The sequence below is a fragment of the Olsenella sp. An270 genome, assembly GCF_002159735.1.
Lineage (GTDB): Bacteria > Actinomycetota > Coriobacteriia > Coriobacteriales > Atopobiaceae > Thermophilibacter.
Window position 1 is genome coordinate 383,697 of the sequence record NZ_NFJF01000002.1, and the last position, 17,073, is coordinate 400,769.

The window sequence follows — 17,073 nt, forward strand, 5'->3', positions numbered from 1 at the left end:
CCTGTAAACCCGTGAGCGGATGTTACAATGGCGTGAACTCAACCAACTACCGCCACGGGCGGGGAGAGGAGCCATCAGATGGCAACGTTCTTCGAGGGGGAGTCCCACACCTTTTCCGAGTACCTGCTCGTCCCCGGATACTCCTCGGCGGAGAACATCCCCGACAACGTGTCGCTCAAGACGCCGCTCGTGAAGTTCCGTCGCGGCGAGGAGCCGGCGCTCTCGCTCAACATCCCCATGGTCTCCGCGATCATGCAGTCCGTCTCCGGCGTCGACATGGGCGTCGCCCTGGCCATCGAGGGCGGCCTCGCCTTCATCTACGGCAACCAGACGCCCGAGCAGGAGGCGGCCATGGTCAAGGCCGTCAAGGACCACAAGGCCGGCTTCGTCGAGTCCGACTCCACGCTCACGCCCGACATGACCATGGAGCAGGTCATGGAGCTCAAGGCCCGCACCGGCCACTCCACCATGCCCGTCACCGACGACGGCTCCTCCCGCGGCAAGCTCCTCGGCATCGTGACCAGCCGCGACTACCGTCCCAGCCGCGACGACCACCAGAAGAGGGTCGCCGAGTTCATGACCCCGCGCGAGAGGCTCATCGTGGGCGACAAGGACATCACGCTCAAGCGCGCCAACGACGTCATCTGGGAGAACAAGCTCAACGCCCTGCCCGTCGTTGACGAGAACGACCACCTGGTGGGCATCGTCTTCCGCAAGGACTACGACCAGCACAAGTCCAACCCCAACGAGCTGCTCGACGCCAACAAGCGCTACATGGTGGGCGCCGGCATCAACACGCGCGACTACGCCGAGCGCGTGCCGCTTCTCGTGGAGGCTGGTGCCGACGTGCTCTGCATCGACTCCTCCGAGGGTTTCTCCGAGTGGCAGAAGCGCACGCTCGAGTGGGTGCGCGCCAACTACGGCGACTCCGTCAAGGTGGGTGCCGGCAACGTCGTGGACGAGGAGGGCTTCCGCTTCCTCGCCGACTGCGGCGCCGACTTCGTGAAGGTCGGCATCGGCGGCGGCTCGATCTGCATCACCCGCGAGACCAAGGGCATCGGCCGCGGCCAGGCCTCCGCGGTCATCGACGTCTGCCGCGCGCGCGACAAGTACTTTGAGGAGACCGGCGTCTACGTGCCCGTCTGCTCCGACGGCGGCATCGTCTACGACTACCACATGACGCTCGCGCTGGCCATGGGTGCCGACTTCATGATGCTCGGCCGCTACTTCGCGCGCTTCGACGAGAGCCCCACCGAGCGCGTCAACGTCAACGGCCAGTACATGAAGGAGTACTGGGGCGAGGGCTCCGCGCGCGCTCGCAACTGGCAGCGCTACGACCAGGGCGGCGCCTCCAAGCTGGGCTTCGTCGAGGGCGTCGACTCCTACGTGCCCTACGCCGGCTCGCTCAAGGAGGGCGTGGGCCAGACGATCTACAAGATCAAGTCCACGATGTGCAACTGCGGCGCCAAGACCATCAAGGAGCTGCAGGAGAAGGCGCGCCTGACGCTCGTGAGCTCGACCTCCATCGTCGAGGGCGGCGCGCACGACGTCGTGGTCAAGGACTCCCAGCACAGCGTGAGCTACCGCTAGCATCCGTGACGCGTCCTGAAAATCGAGGCTGCGGCGCACCTGACGTGCCGCAGCCTCTTTTTTAAGGACATCCGCTGAGAAGAACCGCAGGTCGAGAAAAACGCCAGTGCCGCAGCCTCGATTTTCAGGACGCTACGGGACGTCGCGCCGAGGTTCTTCTCGCCCTCCCTGAGGTTATGCGACGTCGCCTAGGTTATGCGGCATCGCTGAGGTTATGCGAGCAGTTGCGCTATTCATATCTGCAGGTATTCGACTTGCCGAGAAGAGCCCGCGGCTGTGGCGACGCCGCATAACCTACGGCATGTCGCACAACCTACGACGCGACGTCCCGTTCTTGTCGCCAAATGCGGCGGTGCTGCTACAATGGCACGGTTGACCATCGCACACGAAGGAGTCACGCAGATGAGCGACGCCGAGAAGAACTTCGAGGTCCCGGCCTACGACGCCGAGGAGATCGAGACCCGCTGGCAGGCGGAGTGGGACGCCGAGGAGCTCTACAAGACCGAGGAGAGCCCCGAGAAGCCCAAGAAGTACGTGCTCGAGATGTTCCCGTACCCCTCGGGTGACCTGCACATGGGCCACGCGCGCAACTACACGATCGGTGACGCCATGGCGCGCCAGGCCCGCATGCGCGGCTACGACGTGCTGCACCCGATGGGCTACGACGCCTTTGGCCTGCCCGCCGAGAACGCCGCCATCAAGCACAACACGCAGGCGAGCGTCTGGACGCACCAGAACATCGCGCAGGCCACCAAGACCATGCGCCGCATGGGCTTCTCCTACGACTACGACCGCATGTTCAACACCTGCGACCCCGAGTACTACAAGTGGGGCCAGTGGATCTTCCTCAAGATGTGGGAGAAGGGCCTGGTCTACCGCGACAGCTCGCCGGTGAACTGGTGCCCCGGCTGCCAGACGGTGCTGGCCAACGAGCAGGTCGTCGACGGCAAGTGCTGGCGCTGCGGCTCCATCCCCGAGAAGCGCCCGCTCTCGCAGTGGTACTTCAAGATCACCGACTACGCCCAGGAGCTCCTCGACGACCTCAAGAAGCTCGAGGGCAAGTGGCCGGAGCGCGTCCGCGCGATGCAGGCCAACTGGATCGGCCGCTCCGAGGGCGCCGAGATCGACTTCACGCTGGCCGACAAGGACGGCGTGACCCCCACCGACACCAAGATCACCGTCTTCACCACGCGCCCGGACACCCTCTTTGGCGTGAGCTTCTTCCTGCTGCCGCCCGAGAGCCCGCTCGCCGCGGAGCTCGTCGCCGGCACGGAGCACGAGGAGGCCTTCCTCGAGCTCAAGGCCGCCGCGGAGAAGGTCTCATCGGTCGACCGCCAGGGCTCTGAGCGCGAGAAGCACGGCGTCTTCACCGGCCGCTACGTCATCAACCCGGTGAACGGCCGCCCGGCCCCCATCTGGGTCGCCGACTACGTCCTCATGGACTACGGCACCGGTGCCGTCATGGGCGTCCCCTGCGGCGACCAGCGCGACTTCGACTTCGCCAAGAAGTACGGCCTCGAGATCGCCCCGATCATCTGCGAGAAGGACGACCCGCTCTACGAGCAGCTCAAGGACCAGCGCGAGCTCGTCGTGACCTCCGTCGACTGGGACCACGCGATGGAGGCCGAGGGCTACCTCGTGCAGTCCGGGCAGTTCACCGGCATGAAGGGCGGCAAGCACTCCGAGGCCGTGGACGCCATCATCGACTGGCTCGGGCAGCAGGGCCTCGGTCGCAAGACCGTGCAGTTCCGCCTGCGCGACTGGCTCATCTCCCGCCAGCGCTACTGGGGCAACCCCATCCCGATGATCCACTGCGACTGCTGCGGCGACGTGCCGGTGCCCTACGAGGACCTGCCCGTCACGCTGCCCGACAACCTCGACCTCGGCGCCGGCGAGACCCTCGCCGAGTACGCGCCGTTCTACGAGACCACCTGCCCCAAGTGCGGCAAGCCGGCCAAGCGCATCACCGACACCATGGACACCTTCACGTGCTCCAGCTGGTACTACCTGCGCTACTGCGACCCGCACAACGAGGAGCTGCCCTTCTCGCGCGAGGCGGTGGACCGCTGGATGCCGGTCGACAACTACATCGGCGGCATCGAGCACGCGATCCTGCACCTGCTCTACAGCCGCTTCTTCACCAAGGTCCTGCGCGACCTCGGCATGATCGGCATCGACGAGCCCTTTGAGAACCTGCTCTGCCAGGGCATGGTCAAGGACGCCAACGGCGACACCATGTCCAAGTCCAAGGGCAACGTCGTGCCGCCGTCCTCGGTGATCGAGCCCTACGGCGCGGACACCATGCGCCTAGCCATCCTCTTCATCGCCCCGCCCGAGAAGGACTTCAACTGGGACGAGGAGGCCGTCGCCGGCGCCAACCGCTTCATCAAGCGCGCGTGGCGCGTGGTCTGGCTGCTCAGCCAGGGCGCGGCTTCCGGCGCCGTGGACGCGGGCGCCCTCGACGCGGCGGGCAAGGAGCTGTGGCGCACCCTCAACGGCATGGGCATCAAGTGCACCACCGACTTCGACCGCGGCCAGTTCAACACCGCCATCTCCGCCGTCATGGAGATCACCAACGCGGCGTCCAAGTACGTGAACGACGTTGCGCTCGAGCAGCGCGACCCGGCGCTCTGCTTCGCCGTGGCGCACGCGATCGTGACGATGCTCGCGCCGATCTGCCCGCACTGGGCCGAGGAGCTCTGGCACAAGGCGCTCGCCCAGGAGGGCTCGGTCTACAACGCCGCCTGGCCCGAGTTTGACGCCGAGGCCGCCAAGGCCGACGAGGTCGAGATCGCCGTCCAGATCAAGGGCAAGGTCCGCGGCCGCATCATGGTCGCCGCCGACGCCTCCGACGACGAGGTCGCCGAGGCCGCCAAGGCCGCCGTGGCCGAGCAGCTCGCCGGCAAGGACGTCAAGAAGGTCATCGTCATCAAGGGCCGCCTGGTCAACATCGTGGCGGTGTAGGTCCTCACGCGATTGGCGAACCCCGCCGACCTTCCTGCGAGAAGTGCGCTGCGCGTAACTTCTCTCCGGAAGGTCGGCGGGGTTCGCGCGTCTCGGTCCTCGCGCGCGGGGGAGAGGTTCTTCTCGCCCGTCAGGGGCTTCCTCGACTTTTGAGGCCTCAAAAGTCGACCGAGGTTTTGCGTTTTCCCAGTTGGCGAAAAAAGTCGCGTGACTTTTGAGGCCTCAAAAGACGAGGTTTGGAGAGTGGCGCCGAGAAGGGCGTCGGCTTGTGGGCTTCTCGTGGAGGCGCGTTTGACGCGGGGCGAGAAAAACCGTAGACTAGCTGCGTATTCGAAGCTGTAACCGTAGGAAGTGGGGTGGATCTTCTCGCCCCGCTTCCTTTCTGTATGAAGACGGGAGGGGAGCATGCCCAAGTCCGGCATCGAGCAAGAGATCATCGACGCGCTGGAGCCGCTGGCCGCCGAGCGCGGCGTCGACGTCGTGGACGTCGAGGTCGTGGGCGCGACCAAGGCACCCTGCGTGCGCGTGCGCGTCGACCACGCCGACGAGTCTCTGCCCACCATCACGCTCGACGAGGTGACCGAGGAGACGGAGTGGATCTCCGCCGCGCTCGACGAGCTCGACCCCATCCCCTCCAGCTTCACCCTCGAGGTCTCGAGCCCCGGCATGGCGCGCCCGCTGCGCAAGCAGCGCGACTTCGAGCGCTTTGCCGGCGAGGTCGTCTCGGTCTCGCTCACGCCGGGGGAGGGGAGGCGCCGCTACACCGGCACCCTCCTCGGCATCGAGGCGGGCGCCGTCGCCCTCGAGGTGGACGGCGAGCGCGTGGAGCTCCCGTTCGACGACATCAGGAAGTGCACGATCAAGCCGGACTTCTCCGCGTAGGCCGGCCGAGGAAAGGACTATCACATGGCATCTGAGATGATGGCAGCCCTCGAGCAGCTTTGCGAGGAGAGGCACATCGACCAGCTCGACCTCATCACCCGTCTCGAGCAGTCGCTCGCCAAGAGCTACGCCGACGTTCTCCACCTGCCCTTCGGCGCGCGCGTCACGATCGACCGCGCCACGGGCAAGGTCTACGTCTACGAGCTCGTCCCCAAGGGCGAGGAGGACCCGGAGACCGGCGAGTACAGCGAGTTCGACGAGGTGGACGTCACGCCCGCCGACACGAGCCGCATCGCCGCGCAGCACGCCAAGGCCGAGATCCGCGCCATCGTGCGCAATGCCGCGCGCGTCCAGATCTACGAGGAGTTCTCGCAGCGTGTCGGCGACATCATCACCGGCACCGTGCTGCAGTCCACGCCCGACTTCACGATCATCAAGATCCGTGAGGGCGTCGAGGCCGAGCTGCCCCACTTCGACCAGCGCCGCTACCCCGAGGAGCGCAACGAGCGCCCCGCCGGCGAGCGCTACAGCCACAACCAGCGCATCCGCGCCATCATCGTGGACGTCCGCGACCCCAACTCGACGCAGCCCGTCGTGCGCGGCGAGCGCCAGCGCCCGCCCATCGTGGTCTCCCGCACCCACCCCGACCTGCTCCGTCGCCTCTTCGAGCTCGAGGTGCCCGAGGTCTACGACGGCGTCGTCGAGATTCGCAGCATCGCCCGCGAGCCCGGCGTCCGCTCCAAGGTGGCCGTCTCCTCCAACGACGACCGCCTCGATCCCGTGGGCGCCTGCGTCGGCCCCAAGGGCAGCCGCGTCCGCACGGTCGTCTCCGAGCTCCGCGGCGAGCGCGTCGACGTGGTGCTGTGGAGCGACGACCCGGCCCGTTGCGTCGCCTCCGCGCTCTCCCCGGCCCGCGTCTCCCGCGTGGTCATCGATCCCGAGACCGGCTACGCCACGGTGATCGTGCCCGACGACCAGCTCTCCCTGGCCATCGGCAAGGAGGGCCAGAACGCCCGTCTCGCCGCCCGCCTCACGGGCCTGCACATCGACATCAAGAACGAGTCGCTCGCCGCGACCGTCCTGCGCGACCTCCCGCGTGCGACCGTCGAGGAGGAGGTCGTCGAGGACGGCGAGGCGCACCGCTGCGAGTACGTCGGCCCGACCGGCATCCAGTGCCGCAACATGGCCCGTCCCGGCTCGCGCTTCTGCGGCGTGCACGAGGAGATGGCGGCCGCCGAGGTCTCCTCTGACCCCGACTCGCTCATCTAGCCCGCGGCATCGACGACGCCCACACGACTCTCTGAGGCCCCGCGCCTCATGCTTGGAAGGTAGGTCACATGGCAAAGACGCGCGTACATGACCTCGCGAAGGAGTACGGCATCTCCAGCAAGGAGATGCTCGAGCACCTGCGCGACCTGAAGATCCCTGCGAAGTCGGCCTCCTCGACCCTCGAGGACGCCTACGTCTCGATCGTCCGCAAGAAGCTCAAGCCCATCCTCGAGGCGCACGCCGCCGAGATCGAGGCGCAGAAGCGCGCCGAGGAGGAGGCCAAGGCCGAGGAGGAGCGCAAGGCCGCCGAGAAGGCCGAGGCCGAGCGCCTCGCCGCCGAGCAGCGCCGCGAGCGCGAGCGCGCCGAGGAGGAGCGTCGCCGCGCTGCCGCCGAGGCCGAGCGCAAGGCCCGCGAGGAGGCCAAGGCCGAGGCCGAGCGCAAGGCCGCCGAGGAGGCCGAGAAGAACCGCGTGCGCGACAACGCGCCCAAGTCCGTCCCCTCCTTCACCTCGCTGCTGGACCAGATCGCCCAGCAGGAGGAGATCCTGAAGCAGCAGGCCGAGGAGTCCGCGCAGAAGAAGACCGCCGGCCAGGGCCGCGGCCAGCGCTCTCGCGGCGACTCCCGCCCCAGCGCCGCCCCGAGCGCCGCGCCCGCGCCCTCCGCCGACGCGAGCGGGCGTCGTCGCGGCAAGAAGGGCCGCCGCGGCGAGGGTGACGGCGAGGACCGCTACAGCCGCATGGCCCGCGAGGCCGAGGCCTACAACCGCAGCCGCGTCCTCGAGGAGGCCCGCGTGGCCGTCGAGGAGGCGTCGCGCGAGTCCACCGGCCGCCGCAAGCGCCGCAAGGAGCGCCGCCAGAAGCAGGCCGAGGAGGCCGCGATGGAGCAGCGCATCGAGGAGGCGCTGGCCAACGACCAGGACCTCTCGCAGCTCGACACCGTCAAGGTGCCGCAGGGCTCGACGGTCCAGGAGCTCGCCGAGCTTCTCGGCGTCCCCGCCAACGACATCATCAAGCGCCTGTTCCTGCTGGGCACGCCGCTCACGCTCACCGAGTCCATGTCCGACGAGCTCATCGAGCTCGTTGCAGACGACCTCGGGCGTGACGTCAAGGTCATGACCAAGGAGGAGGAGAACTCCTTCACCTTCTACGACGACCCCGCCGACCTCAAGCCGCGCCCGCCCGTGGTCACCGTCATGGGTCACGTCGACCACGGCAAGACGTCGCTTCTGGACGCCATCCGCCACACGGGCGTCGCCGCCGGCGAGGCGGGCGGCATCACGCAGGCCATCGGCGCCTCCCAGGTCACGATCAACGGCCGCCTGATCACCTTCATCGACACCCCGGGCCACGAGACCTTCACCGCCATGCGTGCCCGCGGCGCCAAGGTGACCGACATCGTCATCCTGATCGTCGCGGCCGACGACGGCGTCATGCCCCAGACCGTCGAGTCGATCAACCACGCCAAGGCCGCCGGCGTGCCCATCATCGTGGCCGTCAACAAGATCGACAAGCCCGGTGCCAACCCCGACCGCGTGCGCCAGGAGCTCACCGAGTACGGCATCATCCCCGAGGAGTGGGGCGGACAGAACATGTTCGTCAACATCTCGGCCAAGCAGAAGATCGGCATCGACGAGCTGCTCGAGACCGTCATCCTCCAGGCCGACGTCCTCGAGCTCAAGGCCAACCCCGACACCTTCGCCTCCGGCAACGTCCTCGAGGCCAAGCTCGACCGCGGCCGCGGCTCGGTGGCTACGGTGCTCGTGACCCGCGGCACCCTCCACATCGGCGACGCCCTCGTGGCCGGCATGTCCTACGGCCGCGTCCGCGCCATGCTCGACCCGAAGGGCAACTCCGTCACCGAGGCCGGCCCCTCTGACGCCGTGGAGATCCTCGGCCTGCAGAGCGTGCCGATGGCCGGTGACGAGTTCCGCGTCTTCCATGACGAGCGCGACGCCCGCGACCTCGCCGACCAGCGCGCCCTCAAGGCCCGCATCGAGGAGCAGAACCGCGTGAAGCACGTCACGCTCGAGAACCTCTTCGACACCATGGCCGACGCCGAGGTCAAGGAGCTCAACCTCATCATCAAGGCCGACGTCCAGGGCTCGATCGAGGCGCTCCAGGACTCGCTCGACAAGATGGACCAGTCCGAGGTCCGCATCAACACGATCCACTCCGCCGTCGGCGCCATCACCGAGACCGACGTCATCCTGGCCGACGCGTCCAACGCCATCATCATCGGCTTTGGCGTGCGCCCGGAGGCCAAGGCCAAGAGCGCCGCGGAGCGCGACGGCGTGGAGATCCGCACCTACAGCGTCATCTACAAGGCCATCGAGGACATCGACGCCGCCCGCATCGGCATGCTCAAGCCCACCGAGGTCGAGGTGCAGACCGGCGTCGCCGAGGTCCGCGACACCTTCAAGGTCCCCAAGGTCGGCATCGCCGCCGGCTGCATGGTCCAGGAGGGCGAGATCTCCCGCGACGACCAGGTCCGCCTCGTCCGCGACGGCATCGTCGTCTACGAGGGCAAGATCGCGTCGCTGCGTCGCTACAAGGACGACGTCAAGAGCGTCAAGGCCGGCTTCGAGTGCGGCATCGGCCTGGAGAACTTCCAGGACGTCAAGCCCGGCGACCAGATCGAGGGCTTCCGCATCGACCAGGTCGCCCGCACCGAGTAGACGACCTGTCCCCTTTGACCGTGGCGACCTTTCACCCGGGTGAAAGGTCGCCACGGGGCTCTCGGTTTGGAGCAGAAGATGAAGCAGAACCAGCACTCGAGAAGGACGAACGAGCAGGCGCGCGTCAAGCTCGCCAACATCCTCCTCTTTGAGATCTCCGACCCCGACCTCGCCCTCGTGACCATCACGGGCGTGGAGGTCTCGGTCGACAAGAGCTACCTCCGTGCGTACGTGAGCTGCGACGCCGACCGCTACGACGAGGTCACCGCCGCGCTCGCGCGCGCGAAGGGCCGCATCCGCACGCTGCTCGGCCGCAGCCTCGGCTGGCGCGTGACGCCCGAGCTCGACTTCCGCATCGACACCACGACCGACGAGGCCGAGCGCATCTCGCGCGCCCTCGAGGACGTGCCGGCCACGCTCTCCGTGGAGAAGGACGAGTTCGGCTATCCCGTCGAGCCGTCCGCCGCCGAGAAGGACGAGGGGTAGGGGGCTTCCGTGCGATGTGACGAGGCCATCATGGGCGCCCAGGCGCCCGAGTTCGACGCGCTCACGCGCCTCGTGGAGGATGCGCGCACCATCGCCGTCTGCGCCCACACCTCGCCGGACGGCGACGCGCTCGGCTCCGAGCTCGCGCTCGTCGAGCTGATCGAGCGCACGTGGCCGGGCAAGGGCGTCTTCGCCCTTCTCGCCGACGACGACGTCGTCCCGAGGATCTACCAGTTCCTGCCCGGCGCGGAGCGCCTCGTGCGCGCCGTCGACTTCCACGAGGACCCCGACCTCTTCGTCTGCGTCGACCTCTCGCACCCCGACCGCCTGAACCAGGCCCGTGCGGTGCTCGAGCGCTCGCGCGGCGTCGCCGTGCTCGACCACCATCCTGCGGGGGAGCGGTTCTGGAACGCCGGGGTCGTGCGCCCCGACGCCGCGGCCGCCGGCGTCATCGTGGCTGAGTATGCCCTCCACCTCGGCGCCCGGATCACCCCCACGATGGCGCAGAGCCTTCTGTGCGCCCTCGTGACCGATACGGGCCGCTTCCAGTACCAGAACGCCAACGGCGAGGCCTTCCGCGTCGCGAGCGCCCTCGTGGACGCCGGCGCGTCGCCCTCCGACGTCGCGCTGCACGTCTACCAGAGCGACCGTCTGAGCTACCTCCACCTCTCCGCCACCGTGATGGGCCGCATCACGACCTTCGAGCAGGGACGCATCGCCTACAGCTACGCGACCACCGCCGACCTCGAGGCCAACGCCGTGCCCGTCGCCGAGTGCGACGGCCTCGTCGATATCGTCCGCCGGGTCGACGGCTGCGAGGTCGCGCTCTTCCTCAAGGAGGTCCCGGGGGGCAAGGTCCGCGGCAACCTCCGCGCCAAGTCCGACCGCGACATCTCCGTCGTCGCGCGCGAGATGGGCGGCGGCGGGCACCCCGCCGCCGCGGGATTCACCGTGGAGGGCGACATCGACCAGGCGCTCGCCGTGGTCCTGCCCAAGCTCCGCGCGCTCTACTCGGACGCCGAGGGGGCGCGTTGAGCCGCCGCCCGAGCGCGTTCTCCGCGCTCATCGCGGTCGACAAGCCCGCCGGGCTCACGAGCCACGACGTCGTCTCCCACGTGAGGCGCGCGGTGGGGGAGCGCCGCGTGGGCCACGCCGGCACCCTCGACCCGGCCGCGACCGGCGTGCTCGTGGTGGGCATCGGTCAGGCGACCAAGCTCCTCGGCCTTCTCACGCTCGACCGCAAGGGCTACCGGGCCACGTTTAGGCTGGGCGCCGAGACCACGACCGACGACGCCGAGGGCGAGGTGTGCGCGACTGCGGACGTCTCGCCCGAGCTGCTCGAAGCCTCGCGCGCAAAGAGCGAGCTCGCGCGACTCGTCGGCGAGGTCGACCAGGTCCCGCCGCGGTTCTCGGCCGTCTCGGTGAACGGACGGCGCGCCTATGACGCCGCACGCGCCGGGGAGGAGCTCGAGCTCGCCGCCAGGCGCGTCACCATCCATGACGCCAGGCTCGTCTCCGTCGATGCCGAGGAGCGGACCTGGACCGTCGACCTCGACGTCTCCAAGGGCACCTACGTGAGGAGTATCGCCCGCGACCTCGGTCGCGAGCTCGGCTGCCTGGCGCATGTCAGCGAGCTGCGCCGGACCTTCTCGGGCCCGGTGTCGCTCGACGCGTGCGTGAGCCTGGGCGAGCTCGCCGAGGGGGGTGCCGAGCTGGCCCGCGAGCGCGCCCTCGACCCCGCGGCGACGCTCGGCCTTCCCGTCCGCGACCTCTGTCTCGACGAGGTCGCCGACGTCATGAACGGCAGGCGCATCCCGGCGGGCGAGCTGCGCTGGGGAGGCTCTCCCGAGCCGGGCGGCCGCGTCGCGCTCGTCTTTGGCGGGGCGCTCGTGGGCATCTGGCGCCGCGAGGGCGCCCGGCTCGTCTGCGAGTCCAACTTCCCGCAGGGCATCGAGGGGGTCCGCTAATGGGCGAGAAGAACCTCGAGCAGCGGCTCCTCGCGCTCTCGCCTGATAACCCTATCGGGGGCGTCGGAGGTGTTCTTGCGGGAAGTGCGCTGCGCGGAACTTCCCTCCAGAACACCTCCGACGCCCTGGCGGGCGTTGCTCGGAAAGTAGGGCTGCACGGGTTCAAGAAATCTGTTTGTGCGATCGGGGCGTTTGATGGGGTTCATATCGGGCATCGGGCGTTGATCGCGCGGGCTCATGAGGAGGCGCTCGCTCGTGGGGACGAGCTCGTCGTCGTCACGTTCTCGCCGGACCCGTCGGCGGTTCTGTGCCCGGGGCATCCGCAGAAGATGTTGCTTTCTGACGAGGGCCGCCTGGACGCCCTGCGCTCGGTCGAGGGCGTGGACCGGGTGATCGTGCTCGACTTTACGAGCGAGCTGGCCGCGCTCTCCTACGAGCGGTTCGTGCGCGAGACGCTCGGCGAGCTCATGGACCTGGACGTCATCGTCGTGGGCGCCGACTTCAGGCTCGGCGCCGGCGGCGCCGGCACCGTTGACGCCCTTTCCGAGCTGGGACGCATTGACGGCTTCGACGTCATCGGCATGGACCTGCTCGACGAGGGCGGCTCCCCGGTCACCGCGACGAGGATCCGCGGGCTCCTCGGCGAGGGGCGCGTCGAGGCGGCGGCGGGCCTCCTCGGCCGCTGCCACTTCGTCACCGGTGAGGTGGTGCGTGGGCGCGGCGAGGGGACCGGCTTTGGTTTCCCGACGGCCAACGTGCGCGTGCCCGAGAGCCTCTGCCTGCCCGCCGAGGGCGTCTATGCCGGCTACGCCGTCTGTGACGGGACCGCCTGGCCGGCGGCCGTCAACGTGGGCAAGCCCAGGTCCTTCTCGCCCGGCGAGAAGGGGGCGAGCTTCCTGGAGGCGACGCTTCTGGGGTTTGCGGGCGACCTCTACGGCTCCGACCTGTCGGTCGTCTTTGTGCGCTGGCTGCGCGAGCCGAGGTCCTTCTCGTCCGTGGACGAGCTCGAGCGCGTCGTCCTGGGGAACGTGTCCTGGGTGCGTGCTACGCTGGGGGAGCGAGGGGTCGACCTGGGAGGGGAGGCGCGCGCGTGATCACCGACGAGGACAAGGAGCGGGTCCGCCAGGCCACGGACTTCGTCCAGCTGGTGGCCGAGACCGTGGAGCTCAGGCAGCGTGGCCAGGAGTTCTGGGGCTGCTGCCCCTTCCACGGGGAGAAGACGCCGTCGTTCAAGGTGAACCCCGCGACGGGGCTCTGGCACTGCTTTGGCTGCGGCGAGGGAGGGGACGTCTTCTCCTACGTCCAGAAGCGCGAGAACCTGGAGTTCCCCGACGCCATCCGCTATCTGGCGGACCGCGCCGGGATCGAGCTCACGGAGGAGCGCGGGGGCAGCCGCGGGCCGCGCAAGACCCGCCTCATGGAGGCGCTCGGGGCCGCCGAGGAGTTCTACCACACGATGCTCATGCGCGGAAAGGGCTCGGGGCCGGACGAGGCACGGCGCTACTTCGCGGGGCGTGGCTTTGGCTCGGAGGTGTGCCGCCGCTGGGGGCTCGGCTACGCACCGGGCCGCGGCGCCCTTGTCGCCCACCTGCGCAAGCTCGGCTTCACGCCCGCCGAGATGATCGCCGCCGACCTCGCCCAGGAGCGCTCGGGGCGCCTCATGGACCGCTTCTACGAGCGCGTGATGTTTCCCATCCACGACGAGCAGGGCCGCACCATCGCCTTCGGCGGCCGCGTCATCGGGCCCAAGCGCGACAACGTTGCCAAGTACGTGAACACGCGCGACACCGCGGCCTTCAACAAGGGAAAGCACCTCTTCGCCTACGACCGCGCCAAGGAGGGCATGGCGGCGACGGGCGAGGCCATCGTCTGCGAGGGCTACACCGACGTCATCGCCATGCACGAGGCGGGATTCTCCAACGTCGTGGCCGCCCTCGGCACCGCGTTTCGCCTCGACCACGTGCGCCTCATGGAGCGCCAGCGCGTGAGGCGCATCGTCTGCATGTTCGACGGCGACGCCGCGGGCCAGCGCGCCGCCGAGCGCGCGGTGCGCTACGTCGACAAGACGTCGGCGGCGCTCATGTGCGTGGTTCTGCCGGACAACCAGGACCCGATGGAGTTCCTCGCCGCCCACGGCGCCGACGCCCTGCGCCCGATCCTCGCGGGTGCCTGGCCGCTCATGGACTTCGTCTTCGAGAAGCGCCTCGAGGGCTACGACCTCTCCGCCCCCGGGCGCCGGGTCCGCGCCCTGGAGGACATGGCCTCCGTCCTGGCGCCGCTCAAGCGCTCCGTCCTTCTCGACGAGTACGCCACGCGGCTGGCCGACGCGCTCGGGATGGACGTCGAGGAGACCAAGCGCGCCATCCGCGAGGCTCCCGTGCGCGAGCTCGACGAGGAGCGCCCGGCGAGAAGGACCCCCGCCCAGGCGCCCGCGCCCGCGGTCGCCGCGAGCGTCGCGCCCGTCGAGGACGGGGGAGTGCCGGACGACTATGTCCCGCTCGAGGCCTACGACGCGGTCCCGGCCTCGCCCGCGCCTGCGGTCGCCGAGGCCGACGCGGGGATGGGCATGCTGTCCAACGAGGAGCGTATGCAGCTCTCCGCCGAGCGCGAGCTGCTCTGCGCGATCGCCCAGCGGCCCGACGCCCTGCGCGGGCTGGGGGAGCGCATCGCGCGCATCGTCTGGGCTGACGAGCGTCACGAGGCCATGGCGTGGGCGATGCTCTCCACCCCGGAGGGCACCTCTCCCGCCGGCGTCGTCGCCGCGGCGAGCGCTGTGGTGCCGGAGGCGCCGAGGATCCTCTCGGGCGGGCGCGTCATGGACGAGGAGGAGCTGTCCGACGAGCAGAAGCTCGAGTTCATCGTCGACACCGCCGAGCTCTGCTCGTGCAACCGGCGCATACGCCAGATCCGCGGCCGCCTTCGCTCGGCGCCGGCCGACGCCGAGTCGGAGCGCCTCTTCTCCGAGGCGACCGAGCTCCAGCGGCGCGCCAACGAGCTCGCGAACCGACTCTCGTCGGTCTTGTCGGAATAAATTTCGGGTATAATCCCGAAGGTTTATACGTCGAAAGGACACATGTGGCTGCCAAGAAGACCAGCGACGGCATCAAGCTCTCCGATGACCTGCTGAAGGTCGTCGACGGTTTGGTGGCGGGCGCCTCCTCCTCCAGCGTGACCGAGGACGACATCCAGCTCGCCATCAAGGACATCGACGTCGACTCCGACGAGCTCTCCGACCTCTACGATGAGCTCCGCTCGCGCGGAGTCGAGGTCAGCGGCTCACCGGCGTCCGACGCCGTTGAGGACTTCTCGTCCGACACCCCCGTGGACGACGACTTCGACGACGATGACGACAGCGTCGAGTCCTTCGACGACGACGAGGAGGAGTCCGAGAGCGTCGCCGAGGCCAAGATCGTCAAGGAGGCGCTGCGCTCCGTCCCCAAGGCGCGCGTCGCCAAGCCCAAGCGCTCCTCGCGCGCCCGCGCCCGCCGCGCCGACACCTCGACGGCCATGCTTACCGGCGACCCGGTCCGCATGTACCTCAAGGAGATCGGCAAGGTCGACCTGCTCACCGCCTCCGAGGAGGTCAACCTCGCGATGAAGATCGAGGCGGGCACCGACGCTGCCGACAAGCTCGAGGCCGCCGAGGCCGGCGAGCTTGAGCTCACGCGCGCCGAGCAGCGCCGTCTCATGCGCATCGAGCAGGTGGGTCTCGACGCCAAGCAGCAGCTCATCTCCGCCAACCTGCGCCTGGTGGTCTCCATCGCCAAGCGCTACGTCGGCCGCGGCATGCTCTTCCTCGACCTCATCCAGGAGGGCAACCTCGGTCTCATCCGCGCGGTCGAGAAGTTCGACTACACCAAGGGCTTCAAGTTCTCCACGTACGCCACGTGGTGGATTCGCCAGGCCATCACCCGCGCCATCGCCGACCAGGCGCGCACCATCCGCATCCCGGTCCACATGGTCGAGACCATCAACAAGCTCATCCGCGTCCAGCGCCAGCTCCTGCAGGACCTCGGACGCGACCCCACCCCCGAGGAGATCGGCGCCGAGATGGGCATGAGCCCGGACCGCGTGCGCGAGATCCAGAAGATCTCCCAGGAGCCCGTCTCCCTCGAGACGCCCATCGGCGAGGAGGAGGACTCCCAGCTCGGTGACTTCATCGAGGACTCGAGTGCTGTCGCGCCCCCCGAGGCCGCGTCCGACTCGATGCTGCGCGAGCAGCTCGACCAGGTGCTCGACGGTCTCGCCGACCGTGAGCGCAAGGTCATCAAGTTCCGCTTTGGCCTCGAGGACGGCCACCCGCGCACCCTCGAGGAGGTCGGGCGCGAGTTTGGCGTCACGCGCGAGCGCATCCGCCAGATCGAGTCCAAGACGCTCGCGAAGCTGCGTCACCCCAGCCGCAGCGGCCGCCTCAAGGACTACATGGAGGACTAGCGCATGTCGCCCAATCAGAAGCGCTTCAAGATCGTCTCGCTGCTCATCCTGCTCGTCTCGGTCGTCCAGGTCGTGGGCGGGGTGCTGCTGCTCCTAGGCTCGCCTCTGGCAGCCGGCCTTCGCGTGGGCGTGGGGGACGCCTCCTACGACGGCGTGATCGCGGCCGAGGTCCTCGGCGTCCTGGCGCTCGTCGTCGGGCTCTACTGCTTCGCCGTGGGCGTCACCGGCGCCCGCGCCGCCAACAGCCCGCGTAGCATCGGCAAGTTCAACGTGTTCGCCGTGGTCATGCTGATCGCGTCGCTCGTCCAGGTCGGCCTGGGCGTCACCTCTGGCCAGGTCGGCTGGGTCGAGGTCCTTCTCGCCGTCCTCGCCGTCCTTGGTCTCGTCTTTGCCTCTCGGGCGCACGCCGAGGCGGTCGACCGCTAGGCGATACGTCCCCAGATCGCAGAATCACGCCGCCCGCGACCGCTCACGTCGTCGCGGGCGGCGCTTTCGTACCGATTCGCGTTCCACACTTCTAGAATTCGCCGCCCTTGTCACGGTGCGCCCTAGAAAACCCGCCCTTGTCACGGCCCCTTCCCGGAATCGCCGCCCTTGTCACGGTGACCTCTAGAAAATCCCGCCCTTGTCACGGTCCCGTCTAAAAATCGCCGCCCTTGTCCGGCCGGAGGGCCCTCCGCCAGCACAAGGCCCCAAATTCCTGATATGAGAGAGTCTCCGTCAAGCGACAAATCCGCCCCGGCCCCGGTCCCCCGGCGCCAGGGCCGCGCTCGTATGTCGCCCTCCCGGGGCGGGCCGCGTCTCGG

Annotated in this window: 12 protein-coding genes; all 12 read left to right on the plus strand. The window is 68.8% G+C overall.

Annotation, left to right across the window (positions count from 1 at the left end; genetic code table 11):
• Window positions 1-78: 78 nt before the first annotated feature.
• The 12 genes from B5F73_RS04045 to B5F73_RS04100 all read left to right on the plus strand — a co-directional run bounded on the left by B5F73_RS04045 (window position 79) and on the right by B5F73_RS04100 (window position 16,693).
• A complete protein-coding gene (locus B5F73_RS04045) occupies window positions 79-1,590 on the plus strand; it encodes an IMP dehydrogenase (RefSeq protein WP_087226770.1) in 1,512 nt (503 codons plus the stop codon).
• 402 nt (window positions 1,591-1,992) lie between these two features.
• Window positions 1,993-4,554: a leucine--tRNA ligase gene (leuS, locus tag B5F73_RS04050; protein WP_087226772.1), complete on the plus strand. Its 2,562-nt coding sequence runs from the start codon at window positions 1,993-1,995 to the stop codon at window positions 4,552-4,554.
• Window positions 4,555-4,959: 405 nt separating this feature from the next.
• Window positions 4,960-5,436, plus strand: coding sequence for a ribosome maturation factor RimP (gene rimP, locus B5F73_RS04055; RefSeq protein ID WP_087226774.1), 477 nt, complete (start codon window positions 4,960-4,962; stop codon window positions 5,434-5,436).
• A gap of 24 nt (window positions 5,437-5,460) precedes the next feature.
• Window positions 5,461-6,705 carry a transcription termination factor NusA gene (gene nusA, locus B5F73_RS04060; RefSeq protein WP_087226776.1) on the plus strand — a complete coding sequence of 415 codons (1,245 nt, stop codon included), beginning with the start codon at window positions 5,461-5,463 and terminating at the stop codon, window positions 6,703-6,705.
• Between the two features lie 68 nt (window positions 6,706-6,773).
• Window positions 6,774-9,380: a translation initiation factor IF-2 gene (infB, locus tag B5F73_RS04065; RefSeq protein WP_087226778.1), complete on the plus strand. Its 2,607-nt coding sequence runs from the start codon at window positions 6,774-6,776 to the stop codon at window positions 9,378-9,380.
• A 78-nt stretch (window positions 9,381-9,458) separates the two neighbouring features.
• On the plus strand, window positions 9,459-9,866 hold the full coding sequence (gene rbfA, locus B5F73_RS04070) for a 30S ribosome-binding factor RbfA (RefSeq protein ID WP_087226855.1): 408 nt from the start codon (window positions 9,459-9,461) through the stop codon (window positions 9,864-9,866).
• Window positions 9,867-9,896: 30 nt separating this feature from the next.
• Window positions 9,897-10,901, plus strand: a complete 1,005-nt coding sequence (locus B5F73_RS04075; RefSeq protein WP_087226780.1) for a DHH family phosphoesterase — start codon at window positions 9,897-9,899, stop codon at window positions 10,899-10,901.
• Window positions 10,898-11,833: a tRNA pseudouridine(55) synthase TruB gene (truB, locus tag B5F73_RS04080; RefSeq protein ID WP_087226782.1), complete on the plus strand. Its 936-nt coding sequence runs from the start codon at window positions 10,898-10,900 to the stop codon at window positions 11,831-11,833. Before B5F73_RS04075 ends, truB begins: the two co-directional genes overlap by 4 nt.
• Window positions 11,833-12,927 carry a bifunctional riboflavin kinase/FMN adenylyltransferase gene (locus tag B5F73_RS04085; protein WP_087226784.1) on the plus strand — a complete coding sequence of 365 codons (1,095 nt, stop codon included), beginning with the start codon at window positions 11,833-11,835 and terminating at the stop codon, window positions 12,925-12,927. The genes truB and B5F73_RS04085 overlap by 1 nt, the downstream gene beginning before the upstream one ends.
• On the plus strand, window positions 12,924-14,864 hold the full coding sequence (dnaG, locus tag B5F73_RS04090; RefSeq protein ID WP_204206253.1) for a DNA primase: 1,941 nt from the start codon (window positions 12,924-12,926) through the stop codon (window positions 14,862-14,864). Before B5F73_RS04085 ends, dnaG begins: the two co-directional genes overlap by 4 nt.
• 44 nt (window positions 14,865-14,908) lie before the next feature.
• Window positions 14,909-16,267, plus strand: a complete 1,359-nt coding sequence (gene rpoD / locus B5F73_RS04095) for an RNA polymerase sigma factor RpoD (protein ID WP_087226786.1) — start codon at window positions 14,909-14,911, stop codon at window positions 16,265-16,267.
• Between the two features lie 3 nt (window positions 16,268-16,270).
• Entirely contained in the window at window positions 16,271-16,693 is a 423-nt protein-coding gene (locus B5F73_RS04100) for a hypothetical protein (RefSeq protein WP_087226788.1), read from the plus strand.
• Window positions 16,694-17,073: the final 380 nt, after the last annotated feature.